Source organism: Bacillus suaedaesalsae (assembly GCF_016890225.1).
Taxonomy (GTDB): domain Bacteria; phylum Bacillota; class Bacilli; order Bacillales; family SA4; genus Bacillus_BS; species Bacillus_BS suaedaesalsae.
This window is the reverse complement of the sequence record NZ_JAFELM010000028.1, coordinates 141218-160099: the sequence shown is the minus strand read 5'-3', so window position 1 is coordinate 160099 and position 18882 is coordinate 141218. Positions and strand designations below refer to the sequence as shown.

Sequence of the window (18882 nt, the reverse complement as noted above, 5' to 3'; positions counted from 1 at the left end):
AGGAACTAGTAACATTGTTTATGAATAGAGGTTTACATAAAGGGGAGAGTTAATTGAAAAAGAAGCTTGCCATCGTAACAGGCTCATCTAGTGGCTTTGGTTTGTTAACGTGCCTGGAGTTTGCGAAACATGGATATGACGTGTTGGCGACGATGCGGAATGTGGAAAAGGGAAAAGTATTGATAGAACAGGCTCAAGTAAAAGGTCTAGAAGACCTGATTCATATATCCCAATTAGATGTAACGTGTGCTGAGTCTGTTCAAAACTTCCAAAAGTATGTACAACAGTTTGAGAGAATAAATGTACTAGTCAACAATGCAGGATATGCTGGAGCAGGATTTGTAGAAGAAATTCCAATAGAAGAGTATCGCGAGCAATTCGAAACGAATGTATTTGGTGTGATACAAGTTACACAAGCTGTTTTGCCAATAATGAGATTACAAGGGTTTGGGAACATTATAAATGTGAGTAGTATTAGTGGGAGAATAGGCTTTCCAGGATTATCACCTTATATCGCATCAAAGCATGCTCTTGAAGGTTGGAGTGAATCATTACGCCTTGAAATGAAACCGTTTGGAGTGAATGTATCACTTGTAGAACCAGGTTCATTTCAAACGAATATTTGGTCGACAGGAAAAAAGGTAGCTGAAAAATCATTGCAAAAAACGTCACCTTATTTTCAAACAATGAAAAAAATTGAAGATCATTTAAAGCAGAATGAAGCAAACTATGGGAATCCTCTAGAAGTTGCAAGTACGATTGTAAAAGTTGCAAGTCTTCCTTCTCCAGATTTACGATACCCGGTCGGTAAAGGTGTAAAAACAGGAATTACGTTGAAAAATAGCCTCCCATGGAGAATTTGGGAGAGTATATTTTTACAGAAACTAAAGTAAACACATAGAAGAAGACAAATTGGTTTCTTTGTAGAAACGTGTAGGGTATACTATGCATAGATAAGTACTAAGAGGAAATATTTACATCATAAGGAGCGTTAGGTATGCCAAAAAGTTTTGAAACATTACCAGATTATCTTGTCGAAGCCTTAAAAAAAGAAGTGATCGTATCAATGATAACGGTTACTTCAGATAGTGAACCACAAGTGAGTGCCGTATCATGGGTACAAGCAAGTGAAGACGGAAAAAAGGTTGCCATTGCAACAGGTCATAAAGGCTCAAGCATTACAAACCTAGAAAACAACCCAAAGATTACACTTGGTGTGATCGCAAACGAAAGCTACTATTCCATCAAAGGAATCGCAACCGTATCTGACGTAGAAGAAAAATCAATGAAGTACCGTGTGATTACAGTTGATGTGAAAGAAGTAGAAGACGCAATTTTCTATGGTGGTAAAATTGTTCAAGAGCCCGTTTACGAAAAAACGTACGATCCTAAGCTGATTGAAAAGCTAGACAATGAAGTTAATGAACTATTAACAGAATATTTGAAGTAGACTGGTGCCATGTAGGCACCTTTTTAGTTTAGAGAAATGCTCCCGATTTTTAATTATGCGATCTAAACCCGAACAACTTGCGAACTAACTAATAGTATTCACCAATTAAAAACAAAAAGCCGCTAGCACCAAGCTTGACGGCTTTCCAATTTAAAACTTATTCAAATCACCACGAATTTGTGCATCCATTGCTTTATCTTCCATAAACGAATCACGATCACGTCTATTTTGTTCCTTGAGGCGTTCTTCGTTAGATACAATAATTACTGAATTTCTCACATGTTCACTTTTTTTCAATTATCTCACCCTTTCGTCCATTCTACCTTATAAAATTTAACCACAAATTAAGTAAATCATACGCGGAGTAAGTGATACCTTCCACCAGCTATTTCGATTGTTTTTTCTTCATTCACACCCGTTATCCCCACTAACATTGGCCTTTGACTTCCTTCTTTTTCATAAAAACGAACTCCAATCCCATCTACATTTATTTCGGAATAAGTTTGATAAATATCAAGCTTTTTTACGCCAACAATATTACAAAGTTTTCTCGCAAAGTTACGTGCATCTTTTACAGCATAACCAACAAAGGAGAAGGAAGGCGTACCATTTTCGTGATTCATTAAAGATTGCAGATCGTTATCTCGTTCTTCATCCCGCTTGCCCCATTGAATGAAAAATGGCAATCGCAACTCTTGATCATCAATAAAAAGCATGGACCATTCGAGGACAGTACCGTCTTCACGCTTTCTACTTCCTTGGATCGGACCAATGGTGGTAAATCCTTTTTCAGTCAAATTAGTAGCCAATGCTTCAATATCATCTGTTCGGAATGCAATTTGTGAAAAGCCTTCACCTTTGAAAGAATCATGCACAATTTGCTGTATGAGCGGGTTATCCGAAGTAGAGGCAATCGACATCTTATTAATCCCAATCCATTCAATGTAACGTAATCCAGGAAAGTAACTTAACGAATTGTATGTTCCCCAATTTGGATGACTTCCTCCTGGGATCACTTGAAATCCGTGTAAAGAGAATTCTTCAGCTGCTTTTAAAGGAGAAGTAGAGAAGTGTACGAGATGGTCAAATTTTAACATCATGTTGGATGCTCCTTAATTGTTCTTACCAATATTTTGAATATTATTTGCTACAAAAGTCAAATTTTATGTGATAATTATTGAAGAATCGTTCGTTGGAGGAAGCATATATTGAAAACACTCGTATTATTAAGTGAATTAACAAGAAACAAAAAAATAGAGGACAAGCTAGAAAGTTTGTTCTCAGGTAAAACCTTTAAACTTGGATATATCCCGTCTCGATCTGATAAAACACGAAAATACTTTGATAATGCACAAGATTTTTTTAAGAATGTTGGCGTAGATGAATTATTGTACTTTGATGTAGACGAAGAGTTTGATGAGTCACTTATCAAAGATCTTAAAATGTGTGATGGCATCTATTTATCTGGAGGTAATACGTTTTATTTTTTGAAGAAGCTGCGAGAGAGTAACATGTTGTGTTTAATAAGAGAGTTTGTTAAAGAGGGGAAAATCCTGATGGGCGTTAGTGCCGGAAGTATTTTAATGTCCAAAACAATTGATATGGCTCATTTGTTAGATGATAATCTTGTAGATTTAAAAGATTTAACTTCACTTGGTTTAGTAGATTTTGAGGTCTTGCCGCATTGGAACGACCAACTCAATTTATTGGGAGAACATCATCAAAACACCATTTTCTGCCTTCATGACGGTGACGGTATATTTATTCAAGGTGAAAAGATGGATATTATTGGAAATGTGCGTGAAATTAAAGGAGAACTGTAATGAGCAAAGTCGGAATTCATACCATAAATATTAGTCCGAAAATAGGAACGGATTTCATTGGTTACCACAGGCCAACCGGAATTCAAAATGTGGATGAATCAATTTTTGCAACAGCTTTTGTGTTCCAACTTGGTGAAAAGAAATCAGTAATCATTAGTGTGGATAACATTGGCATGCTTGTAGAAGATACGATGGTGATGAGAGAAATAATCTCCGAAAAGATTCTTGTTGATGTTAAAGATATCATGATATTGTTCACACACACTCATTCAGGTCCTGCAACAGCGAGCAATAAGGAAATAATTCAGTCCTATAAGACAGTGTTGATCCAACAAGTTGTTCAAGCTGCAATTTGTGCAAATGAGAGAGTTGAGCCTTGTCAAGCTGGGTGGAGTGTGACATATGGACAAATTGGGGTAAATCGTAGAGAAAAGACACCACATGGAAAAGTAATAATGGGAACTAACTTTGAAGGAATAGTAGATAATAGAATTGGAGTTTTAGCTCTTAAGCATGAAACCTCTGAAAACCTATTAGGTGTAATTGTATTTTGTACAGCTCATCCCAATGTTTTAAAAGGAGATAGTACACGATTATCGGCTGATTATCCGGGGAAAACAAGAAATATTTTGGAGAGTACTCTAGGATGTCCTGTCATCATCGTGCAATGTGCTGCTGGAAATGTGAATGCACGATGGAGAGGCACAGAAGAGGATCATAACAAAATGGCGTTTACCTTGAGTGGACATGTATTAACTATAGTACCTGAACTAGAGTACCAGCCTATTTCACTATTACATATGAATTCACAGACAATACAGATGATGCTAATGCAAAATCCGAAAGATAAAGATATAGATGAAATGGCAGATTATGCAGAAAAGCTTTGGGGCGTGAATACGAAAGCGTGGAAACAAAAAATGCTAGATTTCCAAGAGCGTGGAAGAGATCAATTATCGCTAGATTTAGAGATTCAATTGTTGCAATTGAATGAAGGATCTTTTTCCGGTATTCCGATGGAGCCATTTTCTGAAACAGCTCTTACTATTAAGGAGGAACTACAAACGGAACTAGCTTTTTTCGGTGGGTATACGAATGGATATATCGGCTACTTACCAACAACTGAAGAATACCCATATGGTGGATATGAAGTGGAAATTAATCCAGTCGTTTATGGACCACTTACTGGCTTGTGGATGCCACCTGTTCCAGAAACGGCAGATAGAATCGTACATGAAGTAATCAAACTATATAAAAAGTAGGGATGAAAGTGGAAAAGAAAATTGCAATTGTCACAGGTGCATGCTGCGGGAAAGGAATTGGAGCAGCAATTTGTAGAAAACTAGCTTCCCAAGGTGTACATATCTTTTTTACACATTTTCAATCGGAAGAACGATGGCCGTCTACTTTCAAAGAAGAATTGCGAGGGTATGGGGTGTCATGTAAGGGTTTCGATATTGATTTATCTGATCATACTGCGTCTAGATTGGTAATAGAAGCTTGTACCTCTCAATTAGGTGTTCCAACCATTTTGGTAAACAATGCTGCATATTCAATGAGAGATGGATATGGACAGCTTGACGCTCAAACAATTGATGCTCACTATACGGTGAATATGAGATCTGCTATGTTGCTTTCAGTTGAATTTGTCCGTAAGTTTGAAAAGACTAATTTAAAGAATGGTAGAATCATAAATATGATTTCTGGCCAAGAGCTAGGACCTATGCTAGAAGAACTCGCTTATGTTGCTACAAAAGGGGCGATTACTGCTTTTACGAAAACGTTATCTGCGGAGGTTGCACATTTAGGTATTACAGTTAATGCTGTGAATCCAGGAGCAACAGATACTACTTGGATGAATGATGAAATTCGCGAACATCTCTTGCCAAAGTTTCCAACAGGGAGAATTGGGCAGCCGGAAGATGCCGCGAAATTGATAGCATTCCTAGCAAGTAATGAGTCGGAGTGGATTACGGGTCAGGTGATTCATTCGGAGGGTGGATTTTTACGAAGTTAAGTTTTGATGAGGTTGATGAAAATTTATTTTCTATATGGATATCGAGCATAGTTTGCCCAAGGAAAAGTTGGTTTTGCTGTGTTTGCCGAAAAGAAGATGATTTCGCTGATATCGAGTATAGTTCGCCGAATAAATGTTCGTTTCGCCGATACACTGATGATTATCGACGATTATACGTACATTTTCGCCGATAAGATAGGAGAAATCGCCGATAAACATTTAATTTTCGCTGATATAAGATGAAATCGCTGATAGTAATGTCTTTTCGCCGAAATATTTTATGCAGAGTTTTGAATTCAGTTAAAATCTACAATTTTGTGGTTACAATGAATAGAGAAAATAATAAAAAGAGGTGCTTTATGATTAAATCAATGTATCCATATCTAGTAATGAACGGAAATGGTCAAGAGGCTGTGAAGTTTTATGAGCATTCGCTGGGCGCGACTGTTTTAAATGTTCAAACGTTTGGCGATATGCCACCGAATCCAGAGTTTCCAACACCTGAGGAAGCGAAGAATCGTGTATTGAATGCCCATTTAAAGGTAGGGGATGTGGATCTTATGATTTCTGATACTATGCCTGGACACCCTTATCAAGTTGGATCACATATCACAATAGCACTAATATTGGATAACGAAGCAGAAACGAGAGAAATCTTTGAAAAGCTTTCTGTAGGTGGAAAAGTTGGGATGCCTCTTCAACAAACATTTTGGAGTCCGTTGTACGGTAGTGTGACTGATCAATTTGGTGTAGAATGGCAGGTTTCTACAAACAAATAAGTTATAGGACATTCGTGTAACAGGTGAATGTCTTTTTCATAATGGACGGCGTTTGTCTCTTACCTGAGTAAGTATATATAATGAAATTAACAGCACATGTGAAAAAGGGGAATGAGTTACATGAAAAAGGAACAAGAGTTTATAAAAAAGTTCCAAAGTGATATGAATTGGGGAATTAGTAAAGATAGTTTTCAAGAGTCTAGAACAGATTTACTCAATAACTATATGCTTTTAACAACAGAAGTTAGTGAGATTGCAGAAGAGTTTCGGGCGATGTTTAACCAGACTTTTAAGACAAGTGACGTGATGGGTGATCAGGAAGCCTTTGAAGAGGCAAAGTTAGTATATAAAGAAAATATAGGTAAAGAGATTATAGATTGCATGGCCTATTTAATGAAATTTGCGAATTACTTTGAGATTGATGTGGAATCGACATTTTTATCATAAAATGGACGAAATAAAAGAGAGAGTGAATAAGGATCAATAAAAGGCATGGATACTACTCCAAGCCTTTTTCAAATAAATTGTTAATATATTCATACTCTATCTCATCATCAGATGCCATATAGAAAAAGCCTTTGTATCTGAGCATATCATTTGAGTTGATAATAAATTTTTCCATCTCATTATCCTTTTGGTCGTAGATGGTCATCCGAAAGGTATAGCCCAAATATCCAATAGAAGGTTTTCCTTTTTGAAAGGTAACATCGTTTAAGTTTTTGGTGATTGTTTCAATATGAACTCGATCTACTATTACGATTTCCTCTCCATTTGTACCATTAAACACGATTATTTTCGAGACGTTCGTTGGTGATATATTAAAAACCTTTTGAGGGATATAAGAAAAACCAAATAATAAAATAATGGACATTACAACAAGCATCAACACACGTTTTTTCATAAGTTCCTCCTTAACGGTCGACTAGCCACGTTTTCAGTACGGCTGCGTATTCTCTGACCCAGAGCTTCAAAATGACGACAGTTGGTGTTTTAGCGGATAGAGTATAAACTTGCTCTAATCCTACACGATCGGCAATAATCGTTGAACGGAATAAGTGAAAATCATTACTAACGATGATTACGGTAGTTGAATCTTCGATGAGGTTTTTCGAGTAAGAGAGGTTTTCATAGGTGGTAGTGGATTTGTCCTCCAGTAAAATGCGTTCCTCCGGTATTCCTTTTTCTTTAAAGAAACGTAACATCGCTTCTGCTTCAGTAATATCTTCACCTGGTCCTTGTCCACCAGATACGATCACCTTTGTAGATGGATTAGTATTCAAATAATCGAGAGCAGCTTCCACTCGGTATAGTAACGACAGTGACATCTCTTCACCATGTAAGCGTGCACCAAGAACGATTACATAATCGGCATCATCAGGAGGTACTTCTTTTGCTGTTTTTGCGATTAATGTATGTACGGTTACAGTATATAAGCCAATCACGATGATAATTACTGAAAGAAAAAGTTTAATAAGTTTTTTCATAGGTATTCTCCTAAAAAAGGATTTATATAGTAAGTATAACAATAATTGTATATATGTGGTTAAATATGGAGAAAAACGTTAACAAAAAAGTAATATTCTACTCTGATAATTGATTCTGCGTTTGATATGATGAATAATGGTACTAATAATCATGGATAGGAGATTATATATGTTGAAAAAATCATTTCTATTAACTGCCTTAATGCTTGTAACAGTATTTTCCATTCAAGTGCAAGCACATACAAAATTGGAATCCTCAAAACCTAATAATGGTGAAATCGTTGTTGGATCCCTTGATACCTTTCTTTTAACTTTTGCTACCAAAATCGAACAAACAAGTTCGTTTGAAGTTTTTAAAATTGATGGTTCTTCTGTCGAAATTACGAACATACAGATTGAAGAAAATAAGATGACAGGAACTGTAGAAGAACCTTTACCAAGCGGGGAATACAAAGTCACGTGGAATATCATTGGAGCTGATGGACATCCAATAAATGGGGAGTATGTGTTCGCAGTGGTGGCAGAAGAAGGTACTCCACAAACGGAGGAGCCAAAAGAAGAGCAGAAAGAGCAAGCTCCAACCGTTGAAAATGAAGAACCAGTAAAAGAGAAAGTCTCAGAAATAGAGTCACCATTATTTGTAATACCGGTAATAGTCGTACTTGTTTCTGCAATCGGTATTGGTTTTCTCGTATGGATTTTAAGGAGGAAATAGATGCTTTTGTTTGGTGTACTGAGTGAAGTATTACTATACTTATGTATTTCGATTGTAATGGGTACTTTTCTCTTGCAAATCGTATCAAGCGAACAGAGGCCAGTCCTAGAAGTACCCAGAGCGGTTGTGCTAGGTTCTATTATCGGAGTAGCGATATTCTCTTTTCATCCTGTTCTTCGACTAATTATTCTATTAGCAGAGGACTACGAACTGTTCGTTACTATTCAGTCGGTCTTATTTAGTTTTGAAGTAGGAAAGGCTTGGCTCCTTTCTCTCTTTATTTCAATTGTCTTTTTCTTATATTATTCTTTAATTGATGTTAAGAAGGAATATGCTTACATAGTAATTGGAGTCATTTTTTCTGTATTGTTGGTTGTAGCACAAGGTTGGTCCAGCCACGCTAGTACGCTATCAACGTTTGGTTTTGCGCTGCATACTATTCACTTTTTGGCGGTCTCTGCTTGGGTTGGGATTTTGCTAGTGGTTAGTTGGTTTGCTAGAGGGAAAGAAAATTGGCTTCCTTTTTTACAATGGTTTTCACCTTTGGCAATCGTTTGTTTACTTACGGTGCTTCTAAGTGGCTTTTTCTTGATGAAACTTGTTGTCCTACCTAGCGAGTACTCAAATTCATGGGCATTATCGTATGGTCAATCCCTACTGATTAAGCACTTATTTATTGTGCCGTTACTTGCTTACGCGTTTATTAATAGTATGTTGGTAAGAAAAAAGATAAAGCAAATAGAAGACTTCAATCCAACACCATGGTCTAGGGTAGAGAGTATCATTTTATTACTCGTTTTTTCTGCAACAGCGGCATTAGGACAACAATCACCTCCACATAGTATAAATGAGTCATTATTAATTGACGGTCCTTCACCGTTGTTTTTATTCTTCTATAATGGAGATATAGACAAAATTAGTGGTACGTTAGAATTTGGTTTTTACGGTGTGTTCTTAATACTCGTCAGCCTATTATTTTTATCACTTATCATTATTTCATTTATGAAAAGAATTTCACCATGGTTGACGGCAGTATTTAGTGTATTATTTGTGTTCACTAGTTATTTATCATTCATGTTATCTGTACAATAAAAAGGCTTAGCGACGGTGCTAAGCCTTTTTAAGTTTGGTTTGGTTTATGATTTGTCTCTCTGAAAAGTTGTTGTAATTCACTTTCTGTTAAGTCACGCCAATTACCGATTGGCAGATTACCTAGTTTGATATTCATTATTCGAATTCGCTGAAGCTTACGTACATTATATCCGAGAGCAGAGCACATGCGGCGAATTTGGCGATTTAATCCTTGCGTTAAAATAATACGAAACACATATTTCGATTCCTTAAAAATTTTACAAGGCTGTGTTTTTGTATCCAGAATTTCTACACCTTCAGACATTTGGGTTAAAAATGCCTCTGTAATAGGTTGATCCACGGTTACGATGTATTCCTTTTCGTGTTTTCCTTCTGAACGAAGAATTTTGTTGACGATATCCCCGTCGTTCGTCATTAAAATTAAACCGTCTGAATCTTTGTCCAATCGACCGATCGGAAAAATTCGTAAAGGGTGGTTCACAAAATCCACAATATTGCCTTTAATATGATGCTCCGTTGTCGATGTGATTCCTACTGGCTTATTTAATGCAATATATACGAGCGTTGGCTTAGAACGAATCGGTTTTTCATCAACACGAATGTCATCACCGGGTTCAGCTTGACTACCTGGGACGGCAAGCACTCCATTAATGGTAACTCTACCAGCGGCAACCCATTTGTCTGCATCACGTCTAGAACATATTCCTGTTTCACTAATAAATTTATTAATCCTCAAAAACGTTCCCACCTTGATTGATATTCTTTGTGCTCAGTATACCGTATGAAGTGATAAAAAAAAACCGTGAATCTAGTACGCTTACATATTCTTGGTGAAATTGGAAATAATTATCAAGACTATTTATGAGAGGGAGAAACATTCATGGACGATTTACTACTCGCTCGTTCCTTATTTGGAACTACAATGGCATTTCATATTATCTATGCAACTATTGGGGTAGAATTACCTCTTATGATTTTAGCTGCAGAGCTTTTGTACCAAAAAACAAAAGATCAAGATTATGTCGTAATGGCAAAACGCTGGACAAAGGCGTTTGCCGTCTTACTTGGAGTAGGCATTCCAACAGGAACAATTGCGGGAGTGCAATTATCCTTACTATGGCCAGGGTTTATGGAGGAATAGGACGTGTAATGCCACTTCCTTTTCAAATTGAAATTTATGCATTTTTCATTGAAGCTTTATTCATGTCAATCTACGTTTATGCAGCAGAACGAATCGCTCCTTGGATGAGAATTGTTAGTCTTGTGCTAGTGGCACTAGGTGCAGTAGCATCAGCTGTTACTAATTACCAATGTTCATGCCTTTCAAGGAACACCTGCTGGATTTCAAATTATAAATGGTGAGATAGTAGATATTAACCCATGGGCAGCCTTTTTTTAAAAATCCGAGCTTCTTTGTCACGGCAGGTCACGTCGCTTTATCAGCTTATGTAGTAGGTGCGTTTGACGTCGCCTTTGTTGCTGCATTTAATTTAAGGAGACATGAAGTAGGAACTAGAATATATAAATTTCATCACAAGGCACTGTAGCTAAGCTTAATTATTGGTGGGATTTTTGCATTCTTAACTGCCATCAATGGTCATTCTGCTGATCAATACTTACATAAATATCAACCAGAAAAGTTGGCAGCAACATAGGGGTTATTTGAAACTCAGTCACATGCACCTCTTGCTATTGGAGGCTATACAGATCGGGAGACAAGAGAAGTGAAGTGGGATATAGAAATTCCGTGGGCACTGAGCTTTTTGGCTGGAAACAGCTTTGATACAGTTGTGAAAGGGCTAAATGATTATCCAGAAGAGCTTTGGCCACCTTTATTTGTACATACTCTGTTTAATGCGATGGTTGGTATTGGATCTTTATTAATTATGGTTCCAATTTTAGTGTTAGCTTGGATAAAGTTTTTAAAGAAGGCACATTATCCCAGGTGGATGCTTTGGGGTCTAGTTACAACTGGTCCTCTTGCTGTTCTTGCAATTGAATTTGGGTGGATCTTTGCTTGTACAGGACGCCAACCTTGGGTCATCTATCATATTTTATCAACTGCTGAGTCAGCTACTACAGCAACAAATTTAAGCACGTTATTTGTATCCTTTATCATTGTCTACATTATTTTAGGTATAGCAGTTGTTTTTGTGTTGTTATATTTCTTCAGAAAGAATACGGAAATGGACGATATTGAGCGTGCTGAAAAAAAGGGGATTCCCTTATTCAGTTCAAACTCTTAGGAGGATGAAAATAGATGGCTGATGCTCTTATTGCAATTACTGTTTTATGGGGCTTTGTTTTTATCTATGCTGTAATGGCAACGATGGATTTTGGGGCTGGTTTTTGGTCGATGATCTATATAAACCGAGAAAAAACGAAGGCTACCAACATTGCAAATCGGTATTTATCTCCTACCTGGGAGGTAACGAATACATTTATTGTTGCTCTTGTTGTAGCAGTGTATAGTTTGTTCCCTAGTGCTGCCAATATATTAGGTACGATTCTTCTTATTCCAGGAAGTTTAATCTTACTATTATTAGCATTACGAAGTGCCTTTCTTGTATTTTTAAATATCGCAACGGAGTATAAAAAACCCTTGACGTATATTTCAGGGATTGCAGGAATACTAATTCCAGGTCTGTTAATAAGTGTTTTACCTATTACGCATGGTCATTTTGTTGACTATATTGATGGTAATCCTACCTTGAATTTATCTAAGCTTCTAACAAGTCCAAATGAATATGCATTTATTGCATTTGCAATCACGAGTACATTGTTTTTATCATCATTACTTTTAGCAGATTACTCAAAAGCATCAAATGAAATGGATGCGTATAAGGTATATTTGAGAGATGGAATGATATTAGGTCCAATCTCTTTAGTCATGGCATTTCTAATTATGTTTACATTAAAGAATGAGGCTAGTTGGATTTATGATCGAATGATGGACGATTTGCCGCTATTACTTTTATCAGTTGGTTTCTTCTTGGTAATTGGCATCGGTCTCTATGCACCTTCACCTTTTCAAAAAGGTGTAAGAGGTATGCCAAGATTATCAGTAATAGCAGTAATAGGTCAATATTTAGTCGCGAGCTATGTATATGGAAAGGCTCATTTACCTTATATTATCTATCCTGATGTGACTATTGAATCGGCGTTTACGGATCCTAATTCATTTAGGGCTGTTTTTATCACATATATTATTGGATTCGCGATACTGTTTCCAGGTTTTATTTACTTTTGGAGTTTGTTTATGAATGATAAGCGGTATTTACGACAAAAAGGATAATGGTATTGATCGGCACAGTGTCTGACACTGTGTCGATTTCTTTTATACATTAAAAACCAATAATTATGAATCATTTCTCTATACAAATATTCTCAGATTATAAGAACTTCTGCCGGGAAACCTATTTTTATATTTTGTTGAAAGAAGGTTAATTACGTATGGATATCGATATTCAAAAGTTAGCACCTCATGAATCGTTAGATTTGCATGAAGCAATCAACTTTAAAACATTATGTGTAGCAAAATCAAAGTTAATGCAAGGATTGGTATTTGATCAAGAACTTAAAGCTTTGATGCAAAAGGACGTTGAACAATCGTCACAGGATCTCGCTGAGTTACAGGAAATCTATAAGCGAGCACCATTCGAAGCACCTGTTCCTCAAAGTAGACCAACACCTATTATAAATTGAAAGAAAGGTGATAGATTTGAACAATGATTATTTAGATCCAATAAATTCGTTACATGTACCAGAGCTCGCGGATACGACTTTTGCAATGGATTTCTTAATTCGTGCTAAGGAAGCTGTCCGAAATACAGCAATTGCTTTAACGGAAACATCATCACCGGATCTTAGAGCTGCATTACGAAAACAACTTCGTCAAGGGATTGAGATGCATCAAGAAATTACAGATCTTATGATTCGGAAAAAATGGTTTCATCCACATGATCTGAGCGAGCAATATAAATTAGATCAGCTTTCTGCAAATAATACAGTGATGATTAGTAAGATGAATTTATTTCCTGGTGAAACCAATCGAAAAGGGATGTTTGACCGGACACCTGATGAACATTAACAATGGAGGTAATTCAGCATGAAGGCAGTAACGTATCAAGGTATAAAAAATATTGAGGTAAAGGAAGTTCCGGATCCGAAGATTGAAAAGCCAGACGACATGATTATAAGAGTAACAAGTACAGCTATTTGTGGATCAGACTTACATTTAATTCACGGAATGATTCCTAATATGCAGGAGGATTATATTATTGGTCATGAACCTATGGGAATTGTCGAAGAAGTCGGCCCTGGTGTAACGAATCTGAAAAAAGGAGATCGTGTCATCATCCCATTTAATATTGCCTGCGGGGAATGTAGATATTGTAAAGATAATCTCGAGAGTCAGTGTGATAATTCAAATGAAAATGGAGATATAGGAGCTTATTTTGGATACTCTGGAACAGCAGGTGGATATCCTGGTGGACAGGCAGAATACTTACGTGTACCGTTTGCAAACTTTACTCACTTTAAGATTCCAGAAAGCTGTGAAGAGCCTGATGAAAAGCTAAGTGTTATTGCTGATGCCATGTCAACAGGCTATTGGAGTGTAGATAACGCTGGAGTAAAAGAAGGAGATACGGTCATTGTTCTTGGTTGTGGACCAGTTGGACTATTTGCACAAAAGTTTTGTTGGTTAAAAGGGGCAAAGCGTGTAATCGCTGTTGATTATGTAGACTATCGCCTGCAACATGCTAAACGGACGAACAATGTAGAAATCATAAATTTTGAGAAATACGAAAATGTTGGGGCCCATTTAAAAGAAATCACCCATGGTGGAGCGGATGTCGTGATTGATGCCGTTGGTATGGATGGTAAAATGACGGATTTAGAGTTTCTTGCTACTGGCTTAAAACTTCAAGGTGGTGCAATGAGTGCTATTGTTATTGCAGCACAAGCCGTACGCAAAGGAGGAACAATCCAGATTACAGGTATTTATGGAGGCAGATATAACGGTTTCCCATTAGGAGATATTATGCAAAGAAACGTTAATATCCGTTCTGGACAAGCTCCAATGATTCATTATATGCCTTATATGTATGAATTAGTAACGACTGGTAAAATCGATCCGGGAGATGTGGTAAGTCATGTATTACCACTAAGTGAAGCAAAGCGCGGGTACGAAATTTTCGATACTAAAACAGATAATTGTATTAAAGTCGTCTTAAAACCATAACAAAGGAGTTTTAAAAATGGATTATGCTTTACATGAAGTGCTTGAAGTTCAAGAAATGACAGCATTTAAGACGGTTTGTTTAACAAAATCTAAAACAATGAAAGCTCTCGTTTCTGACCCTCAACTAAAAGCAATTATGCAGCATGATGTGGATATCTCTACTAGACAGTTACAGGAATTTGCTTCCATTCTTTCCAATGCAAAGCATTAAGAGGAGTTGATTAAATATGAATTCGATTATAGAAAATTTATCAGGCATGAGCGCCCTGACGGATCAAATAATAGCCATGGACTTATTGAACTCAGCAAAGAGTGGAGTTCGGAATTATGCCATGGCAGTAACAGAATCAGGAACTCCTGAAATTAAAGAAATTCTCATCCAACATTTAGAGGAAGCTCTAGATATGCATGAACAAATCTCAAATTATTTGATAAAAAATGGCTGGTATTATCCATCCGATGTTAACGAGCAAATTAAGTTAAATTTACAAAACATAGAGACAACATTGAAGTTACCGAATTTATGAAATAATTCTTTATGGATCAAATAACAACCGTAAGCCTCTATTTTCGAGGATAATGGTTGTTTTTTTATTACTCAAAAGCTGCTAAGGAAGGGAAAATATGAAATTAGTAGAAAATATATAGATACGAAATAAAATAAAGGTGGGATTTTATTGAAAATTGCATTACTTGTCATTGACATGCAAAAGATTTTCTTAGAAGAACAAATCAAGGAACTAAAAGTAGACAGAGCTTGTGAATATATAAACTATGTTGGAAACTTACTTCGTTCAAATAATCATCTTGTCGTTCATGTAAAAGATGTTGAATCAGCAAATGGTGAGAATGACGATGTATTGGATTTTATTTCAGAGGTGTATGTTGATCCATCAGACAAAATTGTACAGAAAGAACACTCTAATTCATTTTGGAAAACGAATTTAGAAGATCTCCTTCATGAACATAAAGTGGGGCTTGTTATTATAGCAGGATTTGCGGCAGAGCATTGTGTTCTGTTTACATACAACGGGGCAAACGAAAGAGGATTTAAAACGGTTTTACTTCAAAATGGAATAGTGGGAGAAAGAACAAGCAGTGTTGAATTGATGTATCACGATCGCAATGTCATCTCTCATCCAGTTATTTCATACTTAGCTAATCAATAATGGAGGCTTTTTTATGAAATGGTCAGATATTCCTGTGATTTGGCAGGCTTGTTTTCATGAAGCGTGGGCGTCTTTTCAAGAAGGGTCACGTCCTGTTGGAGCGATTGTTGTTAATGAAGATGGGAAAATAGTAGCAAGTGGGAAAAGCTCAACATTTAAGGAGACGGCAGATTCAGTGGTCTACAATAATGAGCTTGCACATGCAGAAGTAAATGCGTTATTAAAATTGGATAATCGAGTTCATCAGAAGGTGAATCGGTATATTTTATATTCTACGCTTGAGCCTTGTCCACTTTGCTTTAGTGCCTTTTACATGAGCGGGATTCGTAATCTCGAATATGCAGCAAAAGACCGGTATGGTGGGAGTACAAACTTAAAAGACACAACGCCGTATTTAACTCGAAAGAATATTACAATTACCGGACCTTTTCCTTATTTAGAAGAGCTTTCCGTCATGTTAAATATATATTTTGACATGATGATCGATTATACGAAAGCTCATCCTGTACATGATGATTTCGCTAAAGATTATCCAAGGGCAGTGAGTATCGCCTATAAATGGGTGGAAGAAAACAGATTAGCTGATTTTAGAGAAATTAACATTGAACAAGTGTATGAACGATTGATTGAAGAAATCATGACAACAGCTAGATAGGAGATTAAGGAAAAGTATTGACGGATGAACCAGAAATGTTTAAGATTAGTAAAACATTTCCATAAAAAAACGCAATTAAGTAGAAGCAGTAGGGATGGATTTATTGTGATAGAGAGCTGTTGGTTGGTGTAAAACAGTCAATAAACCTTCTGAACTTGTCTATGAGTGGTTAAGCGAGCTATCGTTTAAACGGGTTACTTCCGTAATCGAGTCTAAAGTGGGTTTGTGTTATGTATACGAGCCAAAAAGAGTGGTACCACGTTAGGTAAAGCCTATCGTCTCTTATAGAGATGATAGGCTTTTTATATTTAGAGGGGGAGAATGAATTGAGTTGTTTTATATGTGAAAAGCATCAAGGTTTAATTGATACAGCAGGAGTTATGATCTATGAAGATGAGTATGTGTATGTGGGTCATATCGATCGAAATGGGAAACCGAATTATTTAGGGCATATCATGATTGACTTAAAGAGACATGTACCAACAATGGCTGAAATGAATCCAGCTGAAGCAAAAGTGTTCGGAATGATCATGGCGAGAGTAAGTAAAGCATTGAAGGAAACAGAAGGAGCAGAGCACATTTACGCTGTTGTTTCTGGTAATTCAGTTCCGCACATGCATATGCATATTATCGCTCGTTATCCTCATACACCTGAACAATTTTGGGGTCCTTTTGACGTATATGATGCCCCAAACGCTCGAATGGGAACAAATGAAGAGGTAATAGAGCTTTGCCATCGAATGAAAGCGCATATCGAGTTGAATCATTATGAGTAAGAAGTTTCGCTGGGTAGGTAGTGAACAGCATTACGTGGATCAACTAGATGTAACAAACTTGGAACATATCACGATTGGACGTTTCGGGGGAAATTCATCTGCAGGTCAATATAAGAATGAAGATGGTTGCCTAGTATGGGTAGATGATGCGAATAATTGTGAATTTGTTGTATTGATGGACGCACATAATACAGCTGAAAGTGCAGAATTAGTAATGGAAACAATTGAAGGATTAGAAGCTATCATTAAGAGTTCTTTTACTTTACCTTCTAAAGAGTGCTTCAACCAACTTTCAAAGGTAATACTCTCTACATTTCAAAGTACAGAATTTAGCGTGCGTTGTAAAACTATACAAGGGGAAACAGCCTGTTTACTTGTAGCTAGAAATGATAAATACCTTTGGTGGTTATCAATCGGGGACTGTATTCTCCATTTGCATCATCCAGAGCTTGCCAAACTTAATGAATATGGGCAAAATCATCGAAGCTTCTATGAATGGATTGGTTTTGTTAACACATTTGATTTAGAAGTTCCTTGTTACAGTGAGGGACGGAAGGAGCTTAGAAAGGGAGAGAACCACATCTTCCTTACAACAGATGGTTTAACGGAATGTCCCAATACTAGCTTTGAGAATCCATCTGAAATATTTATGAGATTCGAAGACCACTCAGTAAGTGAAGGAACTTTGCAAATATTAAACGAAATTAAAGAAAAGAACGTGAGAGACAGTACGACAATCATTTCTTGGAAGGTAGAAGTTATAGAAGAAGCTACACTCCCAAGTGATTTAAAGTAAAAAAACAGGTAGGTAATATATGATCGAAAATTTTGAAGTACCACTATTTGGACAAAAGAGAAAGATTCGCATTTTTCTTCCACATAATTACGCTGATGTTGATAAGAAGTATCCTGTTTTGTATATGCATGATGGACAAAATGTTTTTGATGATAAAGAAGCAATTGGTGGAGTCTCATTAGATTTGCACACGTATTTGGAAGAAAATAGGGTGGAAATCATTGTAATAGCTATTGACCAAAATACATTCGCTGAAGAAAGAATCAATGAGTACTGTCCGTTTGGACATGGTGCACTTAGTGAGAAGGTCCTCGGTTACAAAAGCCTATCTGGTGGAAAAGGAAATGATTATGTAGATTTTATCGTCCAAGAGCTAAAACCTTTCATTGATTCCACGTATCGAACTGAGATAACCAAAACATACATGGCTGGAATTTCATTAGGTGGATTAATCTCCACGTATGCAGCATGTCGTTATCCAAACATTTTTAAAAGGGTGGCAGCCATTTCATCCGCGTTTTATCGAAATCAAGAATCAATAGAGGAATTATTGAAAACTAGGGATCTATCCTCACTCGAAAAGTTTTATCTTGATTACGGAACAACTGAAGCGGGAGAAAATACTGAAATTAGTCATCAATTTGAGTTATCAAATCAAGCAGTCTATGAAATTGTAAAAGAAAAGATAACGAATGTTAATGTTGAAATTATCAAAGGTGGTAAACACAATTACGCCACGTTTAAAGAGAGAGTTCCACAAATTATCACCTATATCACTTCATAGTCTATTAAGTTAAATCATAAGAAACTTGTAAAAGGTAAAGGGGAATTTTTACTATTTGTCGAAATAAGTATAAACGACCCTACTAATTTAAATGTAA

At 36.6% G+C, this 18882-nt stretch carries 25 protein-coding genes, 1 pseudogene and 1 other annotated feature; of the genes and pseudogenes, 21 read left to right on the top strand and 5 right to left on the bottom strand.

Annotated elements, in window-relative coordinates; genetic code table 11:
• The first annotated feature begins 53 nt into the window (after nucleotides 1-53).
• Entirely contained in the window at nucleotides 54-893 is an 840-nt protein-coding gene (locus tag JR050_RS09900; RefSeq protein WP_204203330.1) for an oxidoreductase, read from the top strand.
• Nucleotides 894-997: 104 nt separating this feature from the next.
• Entirely contained in the window at nucleotides 998-1450 is a 453-nt protein-coding gene (locus JR050_RS09895; RefSeq protein WP_204203329.1) for a pyridoxamine 5'-phosphate oxidase family protein, read from the top strand.
• A 150-nt stretch (nucleotides 1451-1600) separates the two neighbouring features.
• Here JR050_RS09895 and JR050_RS09890 read toward each other — a convergent pair whose 3' ends face one another.
• Together JR050_RS09890 and JR050_RS09885 are read right to left on the bottom strand one after the other, a co-directional pair.
• Complete coding sequence (locus JR050_RS09890) at nucleotides 1601-1747, bottom strand: hypothetical protein (RefSeq protein ID WP_204203328.1); 147 nt, start codon at nucleotides 1745-1747, stop codon at nucleotides 1601-1603.
• 56 nt (nucleotides 1748-1803) lie between these two features.
• The gene (locus tag JR050_RS09885; protein WP_204203327.1) at nucleotides 1804-2550 is read right to left on the bottom strand and encodes a VOC family protein; all 747 of its coding nucleotides are present in this window, start codon (nucleotides 2548-2550) and stop codon (nucleotides 1804-1806) included.
• Between the two features lie 108 nt (nucleotides 2551-2658).
• Here JR050_RS09885 and JR050_RS09880 point away from each other — a divergent pair, with 108 nt between their 5' ends.
• From JR050_RS09880 to JR050_RS09860, 5 genes are all read left to right on the top strand, one after another.
• On the top strand, nucleotides 2659-3273 hold the full coding sequence (locus tag JR050_RS09880) for a Type 1 glutamine amidotransferase-like domain-containing protein (RefSeq protein ID WP_204203326.1): 615 nt from the start codon (nucleotides 2659-2661) through the stop codon (nucleotides 3271-3273).
• The gene (locus tag JR050_RS09875; RefSeq protein ID WP_204203325.1) at nucleotides 3273-4535 is read left to right on the top strand and encodes a neutral/alkaline non-lysosomal ceramidase N-terminal domain-containing protein; all 1263 of its coding nucleotides are present in this window, start codon (nucleotides 3273-3275) and stop codon (nucleotides 4533-4535) included. Before JR050_RS09880 ends, JR050_RS09875 begins: the two co-directional genes overlap by 1 nt.
• Before the next feature lie 2 nt (nucleotides 4536-4537).
• Nucleotides 4538-5290, top strand: coding sequence for an SDR family oxidoreductase (locus tag JR050_RS09870; RefSeq protein WP_204203324.1), 753 nt, complete (start codon nucleotides 4538-4540; stop codon nucleotides 5288-5290).
• Nucleotides 5291-5649: 359 nt separating this feature from the next.
• Nucleotides 5650-6069 (top strand): VOC family protein, encoded by a 420-nt coding sequence (locus JR050_RS09865; RefSeq protein ID WP_204203323.1) that lies wholly within the window; start codon nucleotides 5650-5652, stop codon nucleotides 6067-6069.
• Nucleotides 6070-6189: 120 nt separating this feature from the next.
• Nucleotides 6190-6516, top strand: coding sequence for a MazG-like family protein (locus JR050_RS09860; protein ID WP_239454251.1), 327 nt, complete (start codon nucleotides 6190-6192; stop codon nucleotides 6514-6516).
• A 52-nt stretch (nucleotides 6517-6568) separates the two neighbouring features.
• On the opposite strand, the gene JR050_RS09855 is transcribed toward JR050_RS09860, so the two are convergent.
• Both JR050_RS09855 and JR050_RS09850 read right to left on the bottom strand, forming a co-directional pair.
• Entirely contained in the window at nucleotides 6569-6970 is a 402-nt protein-coding gene (locus JR050_RS09855; RefSeq protein ID WP_204203322.1) for a hypothetical protein, read from the bottom strand.
• 10 nt (nucleotides 6971-6980) lie between these two features.
• Nucleotides 6981-7553, bottom strand: a complete 573-nt coding sequence (locus JR050_RS09850) for a YdcF family protein (RefSeq protein ID WP_204203321.1) — start codon at nucleotides 7551-7553, stop codon at nucleotides 6981-6983.
• Nucleotides 7554-7722: 169 nt separating this feature from the next.
• Between JR050_RS09850 and JR050_RS09845 the strand changes: the two genes are divergently transcribed.
• Both JR050_RS09845 and JR050_RS09840 read left to right on the top strand, forming a co-directional pair.
• Complete coding sequence (locus JR050_RS09845) at nucleotides 7723-8268, top strand: copper resistance CopC family protein (RefSeq protein ID WP_204203320.1); 546 nt, start codon at nucleotides 7723-7725, stop codon at nucleotides 8266-8268.
• Complete coding sequence (locus JR050_RS09840; RefSeq protein ID WP_204203319.1) at nucleotides 8269-9360, top strand: copper resistance D family protein; 1092 nt, start codon at nucleotides 8269-8271, stop codon at nucleotides 9358-9360.
• 28 nt (nucleotides 9361-9388) lie between these two features.
• Here JR050_RS09840 and rluF read toward each other — a convergent pair whose 3' ends face one another.
• Nucleotides 9389-10096, bottom strand: a complete 708-nt coding sequence (gene rluF, locus JR050_RS09835; protein WP_204203318.1) for a 23S rRNA pseudouridine(2604) synthase RluF — start codon at nucleotides 10094-10096, stop codon at nucleotides 9389-9391.
• Between the two features lie 144 nt (nucleotides 10097-10240).
• Between rluF and JR050_RS09830 the strand changes: the two are divergent.
• The 12 genes and pseudogenes from JR050_RS09830 (at nucleotide 10241) to JR050_RS09775 (ending at nucleotide 18785) form a co-directional block, all read left to right on the top strand.
• A pseudogene (locus JR050_RS09830) lies at nucleotides 10241-11606 on the top strand (cytochrome ubiquinol oxidase subunit I).
• 14 nt (nucleotides 11607-11620) lie between these two features.
• Entirely contained in the window at nucleotides 11621-12655 is a 1035-nt protein-coding gene (locus JR050_RS09825; RefSeq protein WP_204203317.1) for a cytochrome d ubiquinol oxidase subunit II, read from the top strand.
• A 164-nt stretch (nucleotides 12656-12819) separates the two neighbouring features.
• The gene (locus JR050_RS09820) at nucleotides 12820-13065 is read left to right on the top strand and encodes a spore gernimation protein GerQ (protein WP_204203403.1); all 246 of its coding nucleotides are present in this window, start codon (nucleotides 12820-12822) and stop codon (nucleotides 13063-13065) included.
• Nucleotides 13066-13081: 16 nt separating this feature from the next.
• A complete protein-coding gene (locus tag JR050_RS09815) occupies nucleotides 13082-13450 on the top strand; it encodes a spore coat protein (protein WP_204203316.1) in 369 nt (122 codons plus the stop codon).
• Between the two features lie 18 nt (nucleotides 13451-13468).
• Nucleotides 13469-14605, top strand: coding sequence for a zinc-dependent alcohol dehydrogenase (locus tag JR050_RS09810; RefSeq protein WP_204203315.1), 1137 nt, complete (start codon nucleotides 13469-13471; stop codon nucleotides 14603-14605).
• A gap of 16 nt (nucleotides 14606-14621) precedes the next feature.
• Nucleotides 14622-14816, top strand: a complete 195-nt coding sequence (locus tag JR050_RS09805) for a hypothetical protein (RefSeq protein WP_204203314.1) — start codon at nucleotides 14622-14624, stop codon at nucleotides 14814-14816.
• A 16-nt stretch (nucleotides 14817-14832) separates the two neighbouring features.
• The gene (locus JR050_RS09800) at nucleotides 14833-15132 is read left to right on the top strand and encodes a spore coat protein (RefSeq protein WP_204203313.1); all 300 of its coding nucleotides are present in this window, start codon (nucleotides 14833-14835) and stop codon (nucleotides 15130-15132) included.
• Between the two features lie 150 nt (nucleotides 15133-15282).
• Complete coding sequence (locus JR050_RS09795; RefSeq protein ID WP_204203312.1) at nucleotides 15283-15774, top strand: cysteine hydrolase family protein; 492 nt, start codon at nucleotides 15283-15285, stop codon at nucleotides 15772-15774.
• 13 nt (nucleotides 15775-15787) lie between these two features.
• On the top strand, nucleotides 15788-16429 hold the full coding sequence (locus JR050_RS09790) for a nucleoside deaminase (protein WP_204203311.1): 642 nt from the start codon (nucleotides 15788-15790) through the stop codon (nucleotides 16427-16429).
• A gap of 65 nt (nucleotides 16430-16494) precedes the next feature.
• Nucleotides 16495-16715: a binding site (T-box leader), on the top strand.
• 4 nt (nucleotides 16716-16719) lie between these two features.
• Nucleotides 16720-17205 carry an HIT family protein gene (locus tag JR050_RS09785; protein WP_204203310.1) on the top strand — a complete coding sequence of 162 codons (486 nt, stop codon included), beginning with the start codon at nucleotides 16720-16722 and terminating at the stop codon, nucleotides 17203-17205.
• Nucleotides 17198-18001: a PP2C family serine/threonine-protein phosphatase gene (locus JR050_RS09780; RefSeq protein ID WP_204203309.1), complete on the top strand. Its 804-nt coding sequence runs from the start codon at nucleotides 17198-17200 to the stop codon at nucleotides 17999-18001. Before JR050_RS09785 ends, JR050_RS09780 begins: the two co-directional genes overlap by 8 nt.
• 19 nt (nucleotides 18002-18020) lie before the next feature.
• Nucleotides 18021-18785, top strand: a complete 765-nt coding sequence (locus tag JR050_RS09775; RefSeq protein ID WP_204203308.1) for an alpha/beta hydrolase — start codon at nucleotides 18021-18023, stop codon at nucleotides 18783-18785.
• The last annotated feature ends 97 nt before the right edge of the window (nucleotides 18786-18882 follow it).

Coding starts and splice junctions, on each gene's coding strand:
- JR050_RS09895 (WP_204203329.1), top strand. CDS start 998: ATGCCAAAAAGTTTTGAAACATTACCAGATTATCTTGTCGAAGCCTTA.
- JR050_RS09885 (WP_204203327.1), bottom strand. CDS start 2,550: ATGATGTTAAAATTTGACCATCTCGTACACTTCTCTACTTCTCCTTTA.
- JR050_RS09875 (WP_204203325.1), top strand. CDS start 3,273: ATGAGCAAAGTCGGAATTCATACCATAAATATTAGTCCGAAAATAGGA.
- JR050_RS09870 (WP_204203324.1), top strand. CDS start 4,538: ATGAAAGTGGAAAAGAAAATTGCAATTGTCACAGGTGCATGCTGCGGG.
- JR050_RS09865 (WP_204203323.1), top strand. CDS start 5,650: ATGATTAAATCAATGTATCCATATCTAGTAATGAACGGAAATGGTCAA.
- JR050_RS09860 (WP_239454251.1), top strand. CDS start 6,190: ATGAAAAAGGAACAAGAGTTTATAAAAAAGTTCCAAAGTGATATGAAT.
- JR050_RS09855 (WP_204203322.1), bottom strand. CDS start 6,970: ATGAAAAAACGTGTGTTGATGCTTGTTGTAATGTCCATTATTTTATTA.
- JR050_RS09850 (WP_204203321.1), bottom strand. CDS start 7,553: ATGAAAAAACTTATTAAACTTTTTCTTTCAGTAATTATCATCGTGATT.
- JR050_RS09845 (WP_204203320.1), top strand. CDS start 7,723: ATGTTGAAAAAATCATTTCTATTAACTGCCTTAATGCTTGTAACAGTA.
- JR050_RS09840 (WP_204203319.1), top strand. CDS start 8,269: ATGCTTTTGTTTGGTGTACTGAGTGAAGTATTACTATACTTATGTATT.
- JR050_RS09825 (WP_204203317.1), top strand. CDS start 11,621: ATGGCTGATGCTCTTATTGCAATTACTGTTTTATGGGGCTTTGTTTTT.
- JR050_RS09810 (WP_204203315.1), top strand. CDS start 13,469: ATGAAGGCAGTAACGTATCAAGGTATAAAAAATATTGAGGTAAAGGAA.
- JR050_RS09805 (WP_204203314.1), top strand. CDS start 14,622: ATGGATTATGCTTTACATGAAGTGCTTGAAGTTCAAGAAATGACAGCA.
- JR050_RS09800 (WP_204203313.1), top strand. CDS start 14,833: ATGAATTCGATTATAGAAAATTTATCAGGCATGAGCGCCCTGACGGAT.
- JR050_RS09790 (WP_204203311.1), top strand. CDS start 15,788: ATGAAATGGTCAGATATTCCTGTGATTTGGCAGGCTTGTTTTCATGAA.
- JR050_RS09785 (WP_204203310.1), top strand. CDS start 16,720: ATGATAGGCTTTTTATATTTAGAGGGGGAGAATGAATTGAGTTGTTTT.
- JR050_RS09780 (WP_204203309.1), top strand. CDS start 17,198: ATGAGTAAGAAGTTTCGCTGGGTAGGTAGTGAACAGCATTACGTGGAT.
- JR050_RS09775 (WP_204203308.1), top strand. CDS start 18,021: ATGATCGAAAATTTTGAAGTACCACTATTTGGACAAAAGAGAAAGATT.